The organism is Streptomyces sp. NPDC057253 (assembly GCF_042669125.1).
GTDB lineage: Bacteria > Actinomycetota > Actinomycetes > Streptomycetales > Streptomycetaceae > Streptomyces.
Map to the genome: position 1 here is coordinate 24,445 of NZ_JBHUXV010000062.1, position 19,701 is coordinate 44,145.

13 protein-coding genes are annotated in these 19,701 nt (G+C 68.1%); 12 read left to right on the top strand and 1 reads right to left on the bottom strand.

Translation table 11 applies throughout. The features are described from left to right. Positions 1-218 precede the first annotated feature (218 nt). The 12 genes from ACFULQ_RS29140 to ACFULQ_RS29195 all read left to right on the top strand — a co-directional run bounded on the left by ACFULQ_RS29140 (position 219) and on the right by ACFULQ_RS29195 (position 17,328). Positions 219-2,537 (top strand): ABC transporter family substrate-binding protein, encoded by a 2,319-nt coding sequence (locus ACFULQ_RS29140; RefSeq protein WP_383549406.1) that lies wholly within the window; start codon positions 219-221, stop codon positions 2,535-2,537. 126 nt (positions 2,538-2,663) lie between these two features. Then, positions 2,664-4,571, top strand: a complete 1,908-nt coding sequence (gene typA, locus ACFULQ_RS29145; RefSeq protein WP_123762864.1) for a translational GTPase TypA — start codon at positions 2,664-2,666, stop codon at positions 4,569-4,571. A 388-nt stretch (positions 4,572-4,959) separates the two neighbouring features. Then, positions 4,960-5,979 carry an ABC transporter permease gene (locus tag ACFULQ_RS29150; RefSeq protein WP_383549410.1) on the top strand — a complete coding sequence of 340 codons (1,020 nt, stop codon included), beginning with the start codon at positions 4,960-4,962 and terminating at the stop codon, positions 5,977-5,979. 99 nt (positions 5,980-6,078) lie between these two features. After that, positions 6,079-7,872, top strand: a complete 1,794-nt coding sequence (locus ACFULQ_RS29155) for an ABC transporter substrate-binding protein (RefSeq protein WP_383549413.1) — start codon at positions 6,079-6,081, stop codon at positions 7,870-7,872. Between the two features lie 97 nt (positions 7,873-7,969). Continuing rightward, on the top strand, positions 7,970-8,947 hold the full coding sequence (locus tag ACFULQ_RS29160) for an ABC transporter permease (protein WP_383549415.1): 978 nt from the start codon (positions 7,970-7,972) through the stop codon (positions 8,945-8,947). Between the two features lie 15 nt (positions 8,948-8,962). After that, the gene (locus tag ACFULQ_RS29165; protein WP_383549418.1) at positions 8,963-10,024 is read left to right on the top strand and encodes an ABC transporter ATP-binding protein; all 1,062 of its coding nucleotides are present in this window, start codon (positions 8,963-8,965) and stop codon (positions 10,022-10,024) included. A gap of 13 nt (positions 10,025-10,037) precedes the next feature. Beyond that, complete coding sequence (locus ACFULQ_RS29170; RefSeq protein ID WP_383549420.1) at positions 10,038-11,183, top strand: ABC transporter ATP-binding protein; 1,146 nt, start codon at positions 10,038-10,040, stop codon at positions 11,181-11,183. 456 nt (positions 11,184-11,639) lie between these two features. Continuing rightward, a complete protein-coding gene (locus tag ACFULQ_RS29175; RefSeq protein ID WP_383549423.1) occupies positions 11,640-13,280 on the top strand; it encodes an ABC transporter substrate-binding protein in 1,641 nt (546 codons plus the stop codon). Positions 13,281-13,287: 7 nt separating this feature from the next. Beyond that, a complete protein-coding gene (locus tag ACFULQ_RS29180) occupies positions 13,288-14,211 on the top strand; it encodes an ABC transporter permease (RefSeq protein ID WP_383549425.1) in 924 nt (307 codons plus the stop codon). Beyond that, positions 14,204-15,175 carry an ABC transporter permease gene (locus ACFULQ_RS29185; RefSeq protein ID WP_383549428.1) on the top strand — a complete coding sequence of 324 codons (972 nt, stop codon included), beginning with the start codon at positions 14,204-14,206 and terminating at the stop codon, positions 15,173-15,175. Before ACFULQ_RS29180 ends, ACFULQ_RS29185 begins: the two co-directional genes overlap by 8 nt. A 121-nt stretch (positions 15,176-15,296) precedes the next feature. Next, complete coding sequence (locus ACFULQ_RS29190) at positions 15,297-16,298, top strand: ABC transporter ATP-binding protein (protein WP_383549430.1); 1,002 nt, start codon at positions 15,297-15,299, stop codon at positions 16,296-16,298. After that, complete coding sequence (locus ACFULQ_RS29195) at positions 16,291-17,328, top strand: ABC transporter ATP-binding protein (protein ID WP_383549432.1); 1,038 nt, start codon at positions 16,291-16,293, stop codon at positions 17,326-17,328. Before ACFULQ_RS29190 ends, ACFULQ_RS29195 begins: the two co-directional genes overlap by 8 nt. Before the next feature lie 122 nt (positions 17,329-17,450). On the opposite strand, the gene ACFULQ_RS29200 is transcribed toward ACFULQ_RS29195, so the two are convergent. Beyond that, a complete protein-coding gene (locus tag ACFULQ_RS29200; protein WP_383549435.1) occupies positions 17,451-19,571 on the bottom strand; it encodes a prolyl oligopeptidase family serine peptidase in 2,121 nt (706 codons plus the stop codon). Between the last annotated feature and the right edge of the window lie 130 nt (positions 19,572-19,701).

Here is a 19,701-nt window from a genome sequence, read left to right on the forward strand (position 1 = left end):
CGGTGTGAAGGGACGTGCACCGATTGGCGGATCGTGCGCCTGAGTGCGCGCCCCTCGTGCGCCGTCGATTGCGCCGCACGGGTGGGCTTCCCGGTCCTTGTCGCCGTGTCGCCGTCCGTTGCCGAACCCTTTCCTCTTCAGTGGCCGCATAGATGTGATCAGCTCCATATACCGCCAAAAGTGATCATAACGCCCGCCGCTCCCGGAGGTAAGCAGAGATGTCCAACGACGGCGTCGGACTGCGCGCGGTCATGCGCTCGGTCGCCTTCCTCACCGCGGGAGCCCTCGCGGTGCCCGCCCTCGCCGGGTGCAGCTCCGAGGAGCCGGCGAGCAAGCCGCTCGCGGAGCAGGACATCGCGCCCGCGGCCCGCGACCAGGTCGCCGACGGCGGCACCCTGCACTGGGCCGTGGACGCCGTACCGGAGACCCTGAACACCTTCCAGGCGGACGCGAACGCGACCACCACCACCGTCGCCCAGGCGGTCCTGCCGTCGATGTACCGGCTCGACGCGAACGGCCGGCCGCAGGTCAACCCCGACTACCTGGAGTCGGCGAAGGTCGTCGAGACCGAGCCGAAGCAGGTCGTGCTGTACAAGCTGAACCAGCAGGCGGTGTGGAGCGACGGCCGGGAGATCGGCGCCGCCGACTTCGCCGCCCAGTGGCGCGCCCTGTCCGGCAAGGACTCCGCGTACTGGACCGCCCGCAACGCCGGCTACGAGCGCATCGAGAAGATCGAGCGCGGCGCGAACGACCTGGAGGTCAAGGTCACCTTCGCGCGGCCCTACGCCGACTGGCGCTCGCTGTTCTCTCCGCTGTACCCGAAGGACGTCATGGGCACCCCGGACTCCTTCAACGACTCCGCCCGTAAGAAGCTCAAGGTCACCGCCGGTCCGTTCCGGCTGGAGAAGGTCGACCGCAAGGACGGCGAGGTCACCCTCGCCCGCAGCGAGCGCTGGTGGGGGCATCCCGCCAAGCTGGACGAGATCGTGCTGCGGGCCGTACCGCGCGACGAGCGGACCGGCGCGCTGGCCGACGGCGAGGTGGACCTCGCCGAGATCGACCCCGAGGCCCTCGGCCGGATCACCCTCGCCGCCCGCGCGGGCGCCAAGGCCGGCAGCACCCCGCTCGCGGGCCCGGGCGGCCTGTCCGGCCACGGCTCCGGCACCAATCTCGGGGCGGCCGACGCCCTGCGCTCCTGGGCCGTGGCCCACGAGGACGACGAGAAGGCCGCGGACGACGAGACCGGCGCTCGCGACAAGAGGCGCGCGGCGGCCCTCGCGTACGAGCGGCAGCAGACGGCCCTCAAGGGCTTCGAGGTCCGCAGGTCCCTGGAGCCCGCCTACACCCAGCTCGCCCTCAACGGCGCCTCGGGTCCGCTCGCCGACGAGCGGGTCCGCCGGGCCGTGGCCCGCGCCCTGGACCGCAAGGCCCTGGCCGGTGCCGTCCTCTCCCCGCTCGGACTGCCCGCCGAACCCGTCGGCAGCCACCTCGCGCTCTCCGGCCAGGACGCCTACGCCGACAACAGCGGCGCGCTCGGCGGCCAGGACACCGAGGAGGCGGAGGCGCTGCTGGCCGACGCCGGCTGGGTGCACGGCGGGCCGGTGAAGAAGGAGAAGGGGGAGAAGGCGGAGAAGGCGGAGAAGGCCGCCGGGGCCGAGGGCGAGAAGTCGGACGAGGAGTCCGGCAAGAAGACCGACAAGGAGTCCTCCGGCAAGAAGTCCTCCGACAAGGAGTCCTCCGGCAAGAAGTCCGACAAGGAGTCCGCCAAGAAGGACTCGGAGGACTCCGAGGACTCGGAGGACTCCAAGGACGGCACGTACATCGTCGGGGAGGACGACAAGGGCGACGACACGCGCCACCTCGCACAGGACGGCAAGCAGTACGTGAACAAGCTGCGGCAGGGCGGGGCCCCGGCCGGGGCGTACGCCCCCAAGGGCACCCCCGCCCCGGCCGCCGCGGCGACGAAGGTGCTGGCCAAGAACGGCAAGGCGCTGGCGCTGCGGTTCGTGCTGCCGTCGGGCCCGGGGTCCGAGACCTTGCGGACCGTGGCCGGCCGGATCTCCTCGATGCTCGCGAAGATCGGCATCCGCACCGAGATCTCCAAGGTGTCCGAGGAGAGCTACTTCAAGGACCACATCGCGTCCGGGCAGTACGACCTGGCGCTGTACTCCTGGCCCGCGTCCGCGTTCCCCGCGACCGACGCCCGGCCCATCTTCGCCAAGCCGGTACCGGCCGCCGACGGCTCGCTGAACGTGGAGCAGAACTACACGCGGGTCGGCACCGACCAGGTGGACCAGCTCTTCGACCAGGCCGTCACCACCCTGGACGCCTCGGAGAGCCGCAGCCTGATCCGCAAGGCCGACTCCCGGATCTGGGCCGCCGCCGGGTCCATCCCCCTCTATCAGCGCCCGCAGCTGACCGCCGCGAAGAAGAACCTGGTGAACGCCGGTGCCTTCGGCTTCCAGACACCGCTCTACGAGGACATGGGCTTCCTGAAGAAGGGCGCGAAGCCCGCGTCCGGACCGTCCGGGGGCTGAGCCCGGCGAGCCCCGACCCGACGGGCACCGTACGATGGGGTGAGGCCGTGGCATGTTGAGCCCGGCAGGGTCCGCGTAACACAGACGTACGCGTCGGCCTTCCTCACACTCCAGGAGTACGCCTTCATGGCCACGCGCCACGACATCCGCAACGTCGCCATCGTCGCCCACGTCGACCACGGCAAGACGACCATCGTCGACGGAATGCTGAAGCAGGCCGGTGCCTTCGCCGCCCATCAGCTCGACTCGGTCGACGACCGAATGATGGACTCGAACGACCTGGAGCGTGAGAAGGGCATCACGATCCTCGCCAAGAACACGGCGGTGAAGTACCACCCCAAGGACGGGGGGGACGTCATCACCATCAACATCATCGACACCCCCGGTCACGCCGACTTCGGCGGCGAGGTCGAGCGCGGTCTGTCGATGGTGGACGGTGTCGTCCTCCTCGTCGACGCCTCCGAGGGCCCGCTCCCGCAGACCCGCTTCGTGCTGCGCAAGGCGCTCCAGCAGCGGCTGCCCGTCATCCTCTGCATCAACAAGACGGACCGCCCCGACTCCCGTATCGACGAGGTCGTCAACGAGACCTACGACCTCTTCCTCGACCTGGACGCGGACGAGGAGCAGATCGAGTTCCCGATCGTCTACGCCTGCGGCCGTGACGGCATCGCCTCGCTGACCAAGCCGGAGAACGGCACGGTCCCGGCGGACTCCACCAGCCTGGAGCCGTTCTTCTCCACGATCCTCCAGCACATCCCGGCCCCGACGTACGACGAGGAGGCCCCGCTCCAGGCGCACGTCACCAACCTGGACGCCGACAACTTCCTCGGCCGTATCGCGCTGCTCCGCGTCGAGCAGGGCGAGCTGCGCAAGGGGCAGACGGTCGCGTGGATCAAGCGGGACGGCTCGATCAGCAACGTCCGGATCTCCGAGCTGATGATGACCGAGGCGCTGACCCGCAAGCCCGCCGAGAAGGCCGGCCCGGGTGACATCTGTGCCGTCGCCGGTATCCCCGACATCATGATCGGCGAGACCCTCGCGGACACCGAGAACCCGATCCCGCTGCCGCTGATCACCGTCGACGAGCCCGCGATCTCGATGACCATCGGCACCAACACCTCCCCGCTGGTGGGCCGCGGCGGCACCGGCAAGGGCGCCGACGCCAAGTCGGCCGTCAAGGACCGCAAGGTGACCGCCCGTCAGGTCAAGGACCGCCTCGACCGAGAGCTGATCGGCAACGTCTCGCTGCGCGTGCTGGACACCGACCGTCCGGACGCCTGGGAGGTCCAGGGCCGTGGTGAGCTGGCGCTCGCCATCCTGGTCGAGACCATGCGCCGGGAAGGCTTCGAGCTGACCATCGGCAAGCCCCAGGTCGTCACCAAGGACGTCGACGGCAAGGTGTACGAGCCCGTCGAGCGCATGACGATCGACGTGCCCGAGGAGCACATGGGCGCGGTCACGCAGCTCATGGGTGTCCGCAAGGGCCGTATGGACAACATGTCGAACCACGGCTCCGGCTGGGTGCGCATGGAGTTCGTGGTGCCGTCCCGCGGTCTCATCGGCTTCCGGACCGAGTTCCTGACGCAGACCCGCGGCACCGGTATCGGGCACTCCATCCACGAGGGCTTCGAGCCCTGGTTCGGCACCCTTCAGACCCGCAACAACGGCTCCCTGGTCGCCGACCGCTCCGGCGCCGTCACCGCCTTCGCGATGACGAACCTCCAGGAGCGCGGTGTGCTGTTCGTGGAGCCCGGCACCGAGGTGTACGAGGGCATGATCGTCGGCGAGAACTCCCGCTCCGACGACATGGACGTCAACATCACCAAGGAGAAGAAGCTCACCAACATGCGGTCGTCCACGGCCGACGTGTCCGAGTCGATCGTCCCGCCGCGCAAGCTCTCCCTGGAGCAGTCCCTGGAGTTCTGCCGCGACGACGAGTGCGTCGAGGTGACCCCGGAGGCGGTCCGCATCCGCAAGGTCAACCTGGACGCCCGCGAGCGCGCCCGCGCCGCGAGCCGCGCCAAGCACGGCTGATTCGAACGCCGACGAGCCCGGTTCTCCCTCGTGACGGGGGACCGGGCCTTCGGCATGCCGGTCCACCTGGCCTGGGCGAGCGGGTAAGAAGCCTGTCCGTGACCTATGCGATACCGTCCGGTAATCGGTAATCCGCCCATCGTGTTTCGGACATGTGAACAGAAATCCGTTGCGCTATGTCCGTTTTGACGGTCTGTCGGCTCACGTGTCAAGCGCGCCCAGGTGTCAATCTTTGCAATTTTTCCTCAAAATATGGGCGGTAGGGAGATCCCTATGTCTTCCGCCCTTGACGCGCGTTGAACACTTTGGCGAAAGTTCCCCCAAACCACAGAACCTGCCGGTATCTGTGCTGCGCACAACTCTCCAACCCCCCGGGGGAAGTACACACATGACCAGTCCAGTCGCCTTGGACCCCGAGCTCGAGTCGAACGCCGAGCCTGTCAAGGCCGAGCAGAAGCTCGAGGGTCGTTCTCCCGGCCAGTTGATGTGGCAGCGCTTCAAGCGTGACCGTACCGGTGTCATCTGCGCCGTGGTAGTGATTTTGTACTTCGTGATCGCGCTGGCCGCGCCGCTGCTGACCAAGCTCAGCGGCACCGACCCGTACACGCTGTACGGACAGGACCCGACCTACGCCGACAAGCCCGTGCTGGACCAGTTCGGACTGCCCCTCGGCTACTTCGGCGGCGTCTCGGGCGACCACTGGTTCGGTGTGGAGCCGCAGTACGGCCGCGACCTGTTCGCCATGCTCATGTACGGCATGCGGACATCGCTGTTCATGGCCCTCGGCGTGACGGTCCTTCTGATGGCGACCGGCGTCATCATCGGTCTCATCGGCGGGTACTTCGGTGGTCGTACGGACTACTGGATCGGCCGGGTCACCGACTTCTTCCTGTCCTTCCCGCAGCAGCTGTTCTTCATCGCCTTCATGCCCGTGGTCACCGCGTTCTTCGTCGACCCGCGGGAGGAGACCCCCACGTACTTCCGCGCACTGGCGATGCTGATCGTGCTGTGGCTGCTGGGCTGGATGGGTATGGCGCGCCTGGTCCGCTCGACCGTGCTGTCCCTGCGTGAGCGGGAGTTCGTCGAGGCCGCCAAGGTCTCCGGTGCCTCCCCCTGGCGGATCGTCCGCAAGGAGATCCTGCCGAACGTGGTGACGCCGATCCTGGTGCAGTTCACGTTCTCGCTGCCCAGCACCATCCTCACCATCGCCTTCCTCTCGTTCGCCGGTGTCGGGTTCGTCGAGCCGACTCCGGACTGGGGACGACTGTTCGCCGCCGCTGCCGACTACACCGAGCAGGACCCGGCGTTCCTCTTCTTCCCCGGCCTGGCGCTGGTGATCTTCGTTCTGGCCTTCAATCTCCTCGGAGACTCGGTCCGGGACGCTTTCGACCCCAAGTCCGGGCGGTAACTCGTCCATTGGTGGGGGGTGACTGCCGCCCCCGCGTCGGCCTACCAGCCGCGTCAGGCAGTACTCATGGATAACAACCGACAGGTAGGTAATCGCCTCATGAAGCCCATCAGCTCGCGCAGAGCGCGTGCAATCGTCGTCGCCCTCGCGGCCGGTTCTCTGGCTCTCACGGCCTGCTCCAAGAACGAGGGCGGCGACTCCGGCGCCGACTCGAAGAAGGACCAGAAGGAGGCCTCCGTCCAGTCGAAGGCGGTCACCTACGCCGACGCCGCGGGCTCGACGGGACCTGCCGAGGCAGTCCCGGGCGCCAAGACCGGTGGCACGATCAACGTGTACCAGGAGGCGGGCCTCTCGCACCTGGACCCGGGCCAGATCTACGTCTCCGACGCCGGCCAGGTCGCCAACCTGCTCTTCCGTCGCCTGACCCAGTTCAAGGAGGACGGCAAGGGCGGCGTCTCGGTCGTCGGTGACCTCGCCACCGACTCCGGCAAGTCCTCGGACGGCGGCAAGACCTGGACCTTCACGCTGAAGGACGGCGTCAAGGACCAGAACGGCAACGCGATCACGTCCGCCGACATCCGCCACACCGTCGAGCGCCAGTACGCGAAGTTCATCTTCGACGGCCCGACCTACCTGCAGACCTGGCTGAGCGGCGCGGACTACCGCAAGGCCCTGCCGAACGGCGGCTTCGACGGCAAGCACCTGCCGGACAGCGTGCTGGCCACCCCGGACGCGAAGACGGTCGTCTTCCACTTCGACACCGCGCGCCCGGACCTGCCGCAGACCCTGGCCATGGCCGGCTACGCGGTCGTCCCGGAGAAGACCGACACCAAGGAGAAGTACGACAAGGCCCCGGTCGCCACGGGCCCGTACAAGATCGCCTCCAACAAGGTCGGCAAGGAACTCGTTCTCACGAAGAACACCAACTGGGACCCGAAGACCGACTCCGTGCGCCACCAGTACGCGGACAGCTTCGACCTCCAGTTCGGCATCACCGAGTCGACCCAGACCAAGCGTCTGATCGCCGACCAGGGCGCCGACAAGAACGCCATCCAGCTCACCGGCGGCGTCGAGTCCACCCAGATCCAGGACGTCATCGGCAACGCTGCGGTCAGCAAGCGCACGGTCAAGGGCTACCAGCCCTACGTCATGCAGCTGACCTTCAACCTGACCCGCGTCAAGGACCTCAAGGTTCGCCAGGCCATCACCTACGCGGTCAACTCCAAGTCGCTCATCGCCGGTGAGGGCGGTGCCTACGGCGGCGACGTGGCGCCGAACTACTTCGCCCCGACCCTGCCCGGCTACGAGGCGACCTACGACCCGTACGGCCGTCTGAAGACCCCGCAGGGCAACATCGCGAAGGCCAAGGAGATCCTCAAGGACGTCCCGGCCGCCGAGAAGAAGGTCGTCTTCGCCTACTCCAACAGCGAGGCCGGTCAGAAGCGCAAGGTCGCCATCGAGGACGCGCTGACCAAGGTCGGCTTCGACGTGGTGGCCAAGGAGGTCGACTCCGCGAGCTACTACGAGCAGATCGGCAAGCTCAACAACCCGTACGACCTGTACATCACGGGTTGGGGCCAGGACTGGCCGTCCGCGGGCACGGTGATCACGCCCATCTACGACGGCAGCCAGGTCGCCGACGGTTCCTCGAACTACTCGCACGTCAAGGACCCGAAGGTCGACGCCCTCATCAAGAAGGCGCTGTCCGAGGACCCGACCGCGGCTGCCGCGACCTGGAAGGAAGCCCAGCACTACCTGCTGGAGAAGGTCATCCCGGCCGCCCCGCTCTGGTACACCAAGCAGTTCCAGCTCTCCGGCTCGAACATCGGTGGTGCCCGCTACGGCTCGGTGTCCAGCCTCATCGACATCAACCGTCTGTTCGTGAAGTCGTAACTCTCTACGGCTGATCGCGGGGGTGCGCACCAGGCGGAGCGCACCCCCGCACCTCCGTACCCCTCCCACCGTCTCCGCAGAGAGCAGCCCTCCCGCCATGTTTCAGTTCATCATCCGGCGCACAGTCGGTGCCCTCGTCACCCTGATCCTCATCGGCGCCGCCACGTTCTTCCTGTTCGTCGCCGCGCCCTCCGACTACGCCTCCCTGGCCTGTGGCAAGGACTGCTCGCCCGCGAGACTCGAGGACATCCGTCAGGCGCTCGGCCTCAACCTGCCGATCCACCAGCAGTTCTGGGACTTCATGTCCGGCATCGTGATGGGCCGTGACTTCCCGACCGGACACTGCAGCGCCCCGTGCCTCGGCCAGTCGTTCTACTCGGGCGACATGGTCTGGTCCACGATCATGGACCGCTTCCCGACGACCCTCACGCTCACCGCGGGCGGTGCGGTCGTCTTCGTCATCGTCGGTGTCGGCGCCGGCATGATCGCCGCCTACAGGCGCGGCACCATGGTGGACAAGGTCGCCACCGGTGTGTCCATGGTGCTCAGTTCGTTCCAGATCTACGTGCTCGGTCCGATCGTCCTGCTGATCTTCGTCTACAGCACGGGCTGGATGGACAACCCGGCGTACCACCCCATCACCGAGAACCCGTGGAAGTGGTTCACCGGTCTGCTGCTGCCGGTGCTGGTCATGGCCACCATCTTCACCGCGCAGTACACGCGTATGGCGCGCTCCTCGATGATCGAGCAGCTCGCGGAGGAGCACGTCCGCACCGCACGCGCCAAGGGCATGTCGAACAGGTACGTGTTCTTCCGCTACGCCTGGCGCGGTTCGATGATCCCGATCGTCACCGTCCTCGGCATCGACATCAGCGCGATGCTCGGCGGTGCCGTGGTCACCGAGCTGACCTTCTCGCTCCAGGGAATCGGCCGTCTCGCCGTGGACGGCGCGGTCCACAAGGACCTGCCGCTCACCATGGGTGTCATGCTGTTCGGTGCCTTCTTCATCCTGATCGTCAACATCCTCACCGACATCGCGTACGCCTACATCGACCCGCGCGTCCGGCTCTCCTAGGAAGAACGAACCACCGTGACCACACTGACCAAGACCGAGGACGCGCCGGCCCCGACCGGTCCGGAGAGCTTCCTCTCGGTGCGTGATCTGAAGGTGCAGTTCTCCACCGAGGACGGCATCGTCAAGGCGGTCGACGGCCTCTCCTTCGACGTCGAGCGCGGCAAGACCCTGGGCATCGTCGGCGAGTCCGGCTCCGGAAAGTCCGTCACCAACCTGACGATCCTGGGCCTGCACAACCCCCGCACCAGCACCGTCGACGGCGAGATCGTCCTTGACGGCAAGGAACTCGTCACCGCCACCGAGAAGGAGCTGGAGCAGCTCCGCGGCAACAAGATGGCGATGATCTTCCAGGACCCGCTGACCGCGCTGTCGCCGTTCTACACGGTGGGCCGCCAGCTGTCCGAGCCCTTCATGAAGCACCGCGGCGCCTCCAAGAAGGACGCCAAGGACCGTGCGATCCAGATGCTGGAGAAGGTCGGGATCCCGCAGCCCAAGGCGCGCTTCAACGACTACCCGCACCAGTTCTCCGGCGGTATGCGCCAGCGCGCGATGATCGCCATGGCGCTGATGTGCGACCCCGAGCTGCTGATCGCCGACGAGCCGACCACCGCACTGGACGTCACCGTGCAGGCCCAGATCCTGGACCTGCTCAAGGACCTCCAGCAGGAGTTCGGCTCCGCGATCATCTTCATCACGCACGACCTCGGCGTCATCTCCAACATGGCCGACGACCTGCTGGTGATGTACGCGGGCCGGGCCGTGGAGCGCGGCTCCGTCCGGGAGGTCCTGGGCGCGCCCAAGCACCCTTACACCTGGGGTCTGCTGAGCTCCATGCCCCGCCTCGACGGCGACATCAACGAGGCGCTGGAGCCGATCCCCGGCTCGCCGCCCTCGCTGCTCAACCCGCCCTCCGGCTGCCCGTTCCACCCGCGGTGCGCCTTCAAGGACGAGGTGCCGGGCACGCTGTGCACCGACTCCCGTCCGCCGCTGGGCGAGGGGCGCGCCTCCGCGTGCCACCTGACGGCCGAGCAGAAGCAGTCCATCTTCATCGACAAGATCCAGCCCCGGCTGCGCTAGGGAGATCCGAGACATGAGCGACAACCTCACCCTCCCCGCCCAGCAGGGTTCGACCGGCACCTCGACCGAGGAACTCCTCAAGGTCGAGGGCCTGACGAAGCACTTCCCGATCTACGGCGGCTTCCCGATCAAACGCAAAGTCGGCGCCGTCCAGGCGGTCGACGGGGTCGACCTGACGGTCGGCGTCGGCGAGAGCGTCGGCCTGGTCGGCGAGTCCGGCTGCGGCAAGTCGACGACGGGCCGGCTGATCACGCGGCTCCTGGAGCCCACGGCCGGCAAGATCACGTACTCCGGTCAGGAGATCACGCACGCCTCGCGCCGCGAGCTGGCGCCGGTGCGGTCCGAGATCCAGATGATCTTCCAGGACCCGTACTCCTCGCTGAACCCGCGTCAGACCGTCGGCACGATCATCAAGTCGCCGATGGAGGTCAACGGGATCGAGCCGGAGGGAGGCCGGGAGAACAAGGTCCGCGAGCTCCTGGAGCTGGTCGGCCTCAACCCCGAGCACTACAACCGCTTCCCGCACGAGTTCTCCGGCGGTCAGCGCCAGCGCATCGGGGTGGCCCGCGCGCTGGCCCTCCAGCCGAAGCTGATCGTGGCGGACGAGCCGGTCTCCGCGCTGGACGTGTCGATCCAGGCGCAGGTCGTGAACCTGCTGAAGAAGGTCCAGGACGAGCTGGGCATCGCGTTCCTGTTCATCGCCCACGACCTCGCTGTCGTACGGCACTTCTCGCAGCGTGTCGCGGTCATGTACCTCGGCAAGGTGGTCGAGGTCGGGGACCGGGACTCGATCTACAACCGGCCCCGGCATCCGTACACGCACGCGCTGCTGTCCGCGGTGCCCGAGGTCGACATCGACGGCACGGGGCCGAACCGGGAGCGGATCCGGCTCTCCGGTGACGTCCCCTCGCCGATCCTGCCGCCGTCCGGCTGCCGCTTCCGCACCCGGTGCTGGAAGGCGCAGGACAAGTGCGCCACGGACGAGCCGCCGCTGGTCCAGATCTCCGGCAACAAGGCCGGCCACCTCACGGCCTGCCACTTCCCGGAGGACCCGACCACCGAGGCCCGCGACGAGGACGTCATCCTGGACCCGGCCCTGAAGGCACTGGAGGACGCGGTGGAGTCTCCGACGTCCGACGAGGCGCCGGCCAAGGACTGACACCCCCTGGCACCACCCCGGCCGGGCACGAAGCCACCAGCTCCGTGCCCGGCCTTGGTGTTTCCCGGGGGCGGTGGGGTGCGGCCGGCGCCGGGTCATGTCGTACGACGTCCACCGCCTGCGCGACCCGTGCCGGTGACCTTCAGCTGGCCGTCCACCCGGGACCTGCCTGAGCCGACGTGAACGCCGCGGCGGTCGCCCGGGCTTGGTGGCAAGGGCCGCTCATGCTCGGTGGCCAGGGGCCACCTGGGCACCCGTGGTGACGGCCGCTTGGGTCCGGCGGTGAGGTCCCCCGCGGTCCCGCGTGCCTCGAACCCGCCCCTCCCGGAGTCGCCGACCCCCGGCGCACCGGTGCCCACGTCACCCCCTCCGCCCCCAAAGGCCTACCCAGGCGTGCGAAATGCCCCTCTTGATCAGATATTGGCCGGTAACGGATCAGTCTTGAGGAGGCACTCCATGCGTGGAGGCACGCACGCCAGATGGGCCGCATGCGCGGCGGCGGTAGCGCTCGCGGCGACGGGCTGCGGGGGCGGGGACAGCGGCGGCGGCAGCGGCAGCAGTGACGGCGGCGCCGTGCTCAGCTCCTCCTGGGGTGACCCGCAGAACCCGCTGGAGCCCGCCAACACCAACGAGGTGCAGGGCGGCAAGGTCCTCGACATGATCTTCCGCAGCCTCAAGAAGTACAACCCGGAGACCGGCAAGGCCGAGGACATGCTCGCCGAGAAGATCGACACGAGCGACTCGCAGAACTTCACGATCACCGTCAAGGACGGCTGGACCTTCAGCAACGGCGAGAAGGTCACCGCCAAGTCCTTCGTCGACGCCTGGAACTACGGCGCCTCCCTCAAGAACAACCAGAAGAACGCCTACTTCTTCGGCTACATCGACGGCTACGACAAGACCCACCCCGAGGACGGCAGCAAGCAGACCGCCGACACCCTCTCCGGCCTGAAGGTCACCGGCACCAACACCTTCACCGTCAGGCTCAACCAGAAGTTCTCGACCTTCCCCGACACCCTCGGCTACCCCGCCTACGCCCCGCTCCCGCAAGCCTTCTTCACCGACCACGCGGCCTGGGTCAGCAAGCCCGTCGGCAACGGCCCGTACACCATCGAGTCGTACACCAAGGGCTCCCAGATGTCCCTGAAGAAGTGGGACGGCTACAACGGCCCCGACAAGGCCCAGAACGGCGGCGTGACCCTCAAGGTCTACACCGACAACAACACCGCCTACACCGACCTCATGGCCGGCAACCTCGACCTGGTCGACGACGTCCCCGCCGCCCAGCTCAAGAACGTCAAGAACGACCTCGGCGACCGCTACCTCAACACCCCGGCCGGCATCATCCAGACCCTCGCCTTCCCGTTCTACGACAAGGACTGGAACAAGGCCGGCATGGAGAAGGTCCGCACCGGTCTGTCCCGGGCCATCAACCGCGACCAGATCACCGAGACCATCTTCCAGAAGACCCGCACCCCCGCCACCGACTGGACCTCCCCGGTCCTCGGCAAGGAGGGCGGCTTCCAGGACGGCCTGTGCGGCGACGCCTGCGACTACGACCCCGCCGCGGCCAAGAAGCTCATCCAGGAGGGCGGCGGCCTCCCCGGCGGCTCGATCAAGATCACGTACAACGCGGACACCGGCTCCCACAAGCAGTGGGTCGACGCCGTCTGCAACTCCATCAACAACGCGCTCGACAACGACAAGGCCTGCGTCGGCAACCCGGTCGGCACCTTCGCCGACTTCCGCAGCCAGATCACCGCGAAGAAGATGAGCGGCCCCTTCCGGGCGGGCTGGCAGATGGACTACCCGCTCATCCAGAACTTCCTCCAGCCGCTCTACTACACCAACGCCTCCTCCAACGACGGCAAGTGGTCCAACAAGGACTTCGACAAGCTCGTCAACGAGGCCAACGCCGAGACCGACACCACCAAGGCCGTCGAGAAGTTCCAGGACGCCGAGAAGGTCGTACGGGACAACATGGCCGCCATCCCGCTCTGGTACCAGAACGGCAGCGCCGGCTACTCCGAGCGGCTCTCCAACGTGAAGCTCAACCCGTTCAGCGTCCCCGTCTACAACGAGATCAAGGTCGGCTGAGCCCGCCATGGGACGGTACGTCGTCCGGCGTCTGCTCCAGATGATCCCGGTGTTCATCGGGTCGACCCTGCTGATCTTCCTCATGGTGAACGTGATGGGCGACCCCATCGCGGGACTGTGCGGCGACAAGCAGTGCGACGCGGCGACGGCCGCCCAGCTCAAGAAGGAGTTCGGCCTCGACAAGCCGGTCTGGCAGCAATACCTGACCTACATGGGCAACGTCTTCACCGGCGACTTCGGCACCGCGTTCAACGGCCAGAAGGTCACCGAGCTCATGGCTACGGCGTTCCCCGTCACCATCCGGCTGACGATCGTCGCGATCCTCTTCGAGATCGTCATCGGCATCACCCTCGGCGTGATCACCGGCCTCAAGCGCGGGCGGCCGGTCGACACCTCGGTCCTCCTGCTCACCCTCGTCGTGATCTCCATCCCCACCTTCGTCACCGGCCTGCTGCTCCAGCTGCTGCTCGGCGTCGAATGGGGCTGGATCAAACCGTCGGTGTCCACCGACGCCACCTTCGGCGAGCTGATCGTGCCCGGCCTCGTCCTCGCGTCCGTGTCGCTGGCGTACGTGACCCGTCTGACCCGCACCTCCATCGCCGAGAACAGGCGCTCCGACTACGTTCGCACGGCGGTGGCGAAGGGCCTGCCCAGGCAGCGCGTCGTCGTACGGCACCTGCTGCGCAACTCGCTCATCCCCGTGGTCACCTTCATCGGCACCGACATCGGTGCCCTGATGGGCGGCGCGATCGTCACCGAGCGCATCTTCAACATCCACGGCGTCGGCTACCAGCTCTACCAGGGCATCCTGCGCCAGAACACCCAGACCGTGGTCGGCTTCGTGACGGTCCTCGTCCTGGTGTTCCTGGTGGCCAACCTGCTCGTCGACCTGCTGTACGCCGTCCTCGACCCCAGGATCCGCTATGCCTGAGCCCCAGCAGCCAGAGGGAGCGATCGCCGGTACCGGCATGGGCGGCGCGATGGACCTCGCGGTGAGCGAGGCGACCACGCTGGAGGGGGGCCGTCCGGACGGCTCGGGCCCTTCGGGCAAGCCCCGCTCCCTGTGGTCCGACGCCTGGCGCGACCTGCGCCGCAACCCCGTCTTCATCATCTCCGGCCTGGTGATCCTCTTCCTGGTCGTCATCTCCCTGTGGCCGTCGCTGATCGCCTCGGGCAACCCCCTCAAGTGCGACCTCTCCAAGGCCCAGGAGGGCTCCCAGCCGGGCCATCCCTTCGGCTACGACGGCCAGGGCTGCGACGTCTACACGCGCACGGTGTACGGGGCCCGTACGTCGGTCACGGTCGGCGTCTGCGCCACGCTGGGGGTGGCCGTGCTCGGCTCGATTCTCGGCGGCCTCGCGGGCTTCTTCGGGGGCTTCTGGGACTCGATCCTGTCCCGCCTCACCGACATCTTCTTCGCGATCCCGGTGGTCCTCGGCGGTCTGGTCCTGCTGTCCGTGGTCACCAGCAGCACGGTGTGGCCGGTGATCGGCTTCATGGTGCTGCTGGGCTGGCCGCAGATCTCCCGCATCGCCCGCGGCTCGGTCATCACCGCCAAGCAGAACGACTACGTCCAGGCGGCCAGAGCGCTGGGCGCCTCCAACTCCCGGCTCCTGCTGCGGCACATCACCCCGAACGCGGTGGCCCCGGTGATCGTCGTCGCGACCATCGCGCTGGGCACGTACATCTCGCTGGAGGCCACGCTCTCCTACCTGGGCGTGGGCCTCAAGCCCCCCACGGTCAGCTGGGGCATCGACATCTCCGCCGCCTCCGCCTACATCCGCAACGCCCCGCACATGCTCCTGTGGCCGGCGGGCGCCCTCGCGATCACCGTCCTCGCCTTCATCATGCTCGGCGACGCGGTCCGCGACGCCCTCGACCCGAAGCTGAGGTGAGGGGGCGTGGTGAGGGGAGCGGGGGAGAGGTCGTACCGCACCGCATCTCTCCCGCTCCACCGTCCGTTCCTCCACCCCGCGGGGTCGTGCCGCACCCCCGCCGAAGCCGAGGTGAGTCACCGTGCTGCTCGAAGTGCGTGATCTGCATGTGGAGTTCAGGACCAGGGACGGGGTTGCCAAGGCCGTCAACGGGGTCGACTACGCCGTGGACGCCGGGGAGACCCTCGCGGTGCTGGGGGAGTCCGGGTCGGGGAAGTCGGTGACCGCGCAGGCCATCATGGGGATCCTCGACATGCCACCCGGAAAGGTCACCGGGGGCGAGATCGTCTTCCAGGGCAAGGACCTGCTCACGCTCAAGGAGGACGAGCGGCGCAGGATCCGGGGCGCCGAGATGGCGATGATCTTCCAGGACGCCCTGTCCTCCCTGAACCCCGTGCTCTCCGTCGGCGACCAGCTCGGCGAGATGTTCGTCGTGCACCGGGGCATGTCGAAGAAGGACGCCCGGGCGAAGGCCGTCGAGCTGATGGACCACGTGCGGATCCCCGCGGCCAAGGAGCGCGTCAAGGACTACCCCCACCAGTTCTCCGGCGGCATGCGCCAGCGCATCATGATCGCGATGGCCCTCGCCCTGGAGCCCGCCCTGATCATCGCCGACGAACCGACCACCGCCCTCGACGTCACCGTCCAGGCCCAGGTGATGGACCTGCTCGCCGAGCTCCAGCGCGAGTACAACATGGGCCTCATCCTCATCACCCACGACCTCGGCGTCGTCGCGGACGTCGCCGACCGGATTGCCGTCATGTACGCGGGCCGGATCGTCGAGCAGGCGCCCGTCCACGACATCTACAAGGCGCCCGCCCACCCCTACACGCGCGGACTCCTGGACTCCATCCCCCGTCTCGACCAGAAGGGCCAGGAGCTCTACGCGATCAAGGGCTTGCCGCCCAACTTGATGAACATCCCTCCGGGTTGCGCGTTCAACCCACGCTGCCCGATGGCCCGGGACGTGTGCCGGACGGATGTACCGCCCCTGTACGAAGTGGACGGTATTGACGGAGTCGACGGCATGGACGGCAGACGGACGAGTGCCTGCCACTTCTGGACGGAGTGCCTCCATGGTTGAGCCGATCCTGGAAGTGGGTGGACTGGTCAAGCACTACCCGTTGACCCAGGGCATCCTGTTCAAGAGACAGATCGGTGCCGTCAAGGCGGTCGATGGTGTGGACTTCACGCTCAACAGGGGCGAGACCCTAGGCATCGTCGGGGAGTCCGGCTGCGGCAAGTCGACCGTCGCCAAGATGCTGGTCAATCTTGAGCGGCCAACGCAAGGGTTGATCAAGTACAAGGGCGAGGACATCACCAAGCTGTCCGGCAAGGCCCTCAAGTCGGTCCGCCGCAATATCCAGATGGTCTTCCAGGACCCCTACACCTCGCTCAACCCCCGTATGACGGTCGGCGACATCATCGGGGAGCCGTACGACATCCACCCCGAGGTGGCCCCCAAGGGCGACCGCCGCAGGAAGGTCCAGGACCTGCTGGACGTCGTCGGCCTCAACCCCGAGTACATCAACCGCTATCCGCACCAGTTCTCCGGCGGCCAGCGCCAACGCATCGGCATCGCACGCGGGTTGGCCCTGCGCCCGGAGGTCATCGTCGCCGACGAACCGGTCTCCGCCCTCGACGTCTCCGTCCAGGCCCAGGTCGTCAACCTCCTCGACCGGCTCCAGAGCGACTTCGAGCTGTCGTACCTCTTCATCGCGCACGACCTGTCGATCGTTCGGCACATCTCGGACCGGGTCGGGGTGATGTACCTCGGGCGGATCGTGGAGATCGGCAGGGACGCCGAGATCTACGACCATCCCACGCACCCTTACACACAGGCGCTGTTGTCCGCCGTGCCGGTGCCCGATCCCGAGGCCCGGGAACACCGGGAGCGGATCATCCTGGCGGGCGATGTCCCGTCCCCGACGAACATCCCCTCCGGGTGCCGCTTCCGCACCCGTTGCTGGAAGGCCCAGGAGCGCTGCGCCCTGGAGGTGCCGGCGCTGGCGGTCCCCGCGGAGTTCCGGCACACGAGCGGTCCGGCCGCCCATGACTCGGCCTGCCACTTCGCGGAAGAGAAGCAAGTCGTACCGGCCGAGGAAGCGGAGTAACACGGCGGCAACTTGGCTGACCCGGTTCCGATATACGGACGCGTCAGTCTCTAGAGCGTACGGCCGTGCGGGTGCCGTAAACGGGCCGGAGCGCGCCATGTCGCTCCGGCCCGTTGCCGTGCCTAGGCCAGACCCAACGACCGCTTCAGGAACTCCAGCTGAAGCAGCAGCAGGTTCTCGGCGACTGCCTCCTGTGGGGTCATGTGGGTCACCCCGGACAGGGGCAGTACCTCGTGCGGGCGGCCGGCGGCCAGGAGGGCCGAGGACAGGCGCAGGGAGTGGGCGACGACGACGTTGTCGTCCGCGAGTCCGTGGATGATCATCATCGGGCGGTGTGGCTCGGCCGCGTCGACCAGACCCTCGTCGTCGACCAGGGAGTTGCGCCGGTAAACCTCCGGCTGCTCGTCCGGGAGGCCGAGGTAGCGCTCCTGGTAGTGGGTGTCGTACAGGCGCAGGTCGGTGACCGGGGCGCCGACCACGGCCGCGTGGAAGACGTCCGGGCGCCGCAGTGCCGCGAGGGCCGCCAGATAGCCGCCGAAGGACCAGCCCCGGATCGCCACCCGGTCCAGGTCCAGCGGGAACTCCCCGGCGAGCGCCTGGAGCGCGTCGACCTGGTCCTGGAGGACCACCGCCGCGAGGTCGTCCCGGACCGCCTTCTCCCAGGCGGGGGAGCGGCCCGGGGTGCCCCGGCCGTCGGCCACCACGACCGCGAAACCCTGGTCGGCGAACCACTGCGAGGTGAGGTACGCGTTGCGCGCGGAGACCACCCGCTGACCGTGCGGACCCCCGTACGGGTCCAGCAAAACCGGAAGGGGGCTGTCACCGGCGTAGTCCTGCGGCATAAGCACGGCGCACGGGATCTTTCGTGCGCCCCCCTCGGTGAGCGTCACGCGCGGGGTCAAACCGGGATCTTCTGCGTACGACGTGACAGTCGCCGTCTCCTTGCCGTCGCGAAGGACCCGCGCGCGGGCGCCCGGCCGGTCGAGCGTCGCCGACACCAGCACGGTCACGCCCCCGGCGCGCACCGCCGAATGCACGCCGGGCTCCTGCGACACGCGCTCCACTCCGAGCTCGTTCACCCGATAGACGTGCACCTCGCCGGTCTCCGGTGACTCGGCGGCCGTACCGGCCGACGCCGAGACCAGCACGTCGTCCGCGGTGACGTCCAGCACCGCGCGGACGTGCAACTGCGGCCCGGTCAGCGGGCGTTCGCCGACCGCGAGGACCCGTGCGCCGCCCTCGTCGGCGATCCGCACCAGCTGCCCCGAAGGGCTCCAGCAGGGCACTCCAGGGAAAAGATCAAGCCAAATCGGATCTTCGTCCGCGTGCACCAACCGGGTCGCACCGGACTCCGGGTCCACCGCGAGATACAGCTGACTGCGCTGGTCGCGCGCCTGGACGAGCAGCAGCGGGGCACCCGCCGCTGACCAGTGCACATGGGCCAGATACGGATACCGCTTCCGGTCCCAGGAGACCTCCGTGCGGGTCCCGTCCAGGGCGATCACGAACAGCCGTACGTCCGCGTTGGGGGTGCCCGCCGCCGGGTACGGGACGTGTTGTGGATCACGCTCGGGGTGGGCCGGATCGGAGATCCACCAGCGCCGCACCGGCGTGTCGTCCACCCGCGCGACCAGCAGCCGGTCCGACTCCGGGGACCACCAGAAGCCCCGCGTGCGGCCCATCTCCTCGGCCGCGACGAACTCCGCCAGACCGTAGGTGACTTGATCCGACTCCGGACCGGCGAGCACCCGGTCCTGCTCGCCCTCGGCGCCCACCACCCGCAGGGCGCCACGGGTGACGTACGCGATGTGCCGTCCGTCCGGCGCCGGACGGGGGTCGATCACCGGTCCGGGCACGGGCAGTTCACGAGCCGTTCCGGCCCGCAGCTCCGCCGTGAAAAGCCGCCCTGACAAGGCGAAAGAGGCCAACTCGACGGCCGCGTCGGTGGCGTGGCCGACGATGCCCGCCCCGCCCTCGCGGCTGCGCTCGCGGCGCGCCCGCTCCTCGGGCGACAGGCGCTCCTCGGCGCCGCCCAGGAGGGCGCGCGGGTCGGCGGCCACGCGCTCCCCGCCGTCCGCGGTGTCGAGCACCCACAGTGAATTGGCCTTGTCGGTACCGGAGTTCGAGCGCAGGAACACGACACGCGACCCGTCGGGCGCCACGGTGAACGCGCGCGGCGCGCCGAGCGTGAAGCGCTGGGTACGGGCGTGCCGGCGGGGAAAGGAGTCAGGCTCGGTCGTCATGCCCCGACCATATTGGCCATGCGCCCCCTTGTGCGGCCGTGCGCCGACCGATGCGCAGGCACGGATAGTTATGATCACTACCGCATAGTGGGTATGAATCCGCTGGCTGCTGTATGGATTTATCTGCCCC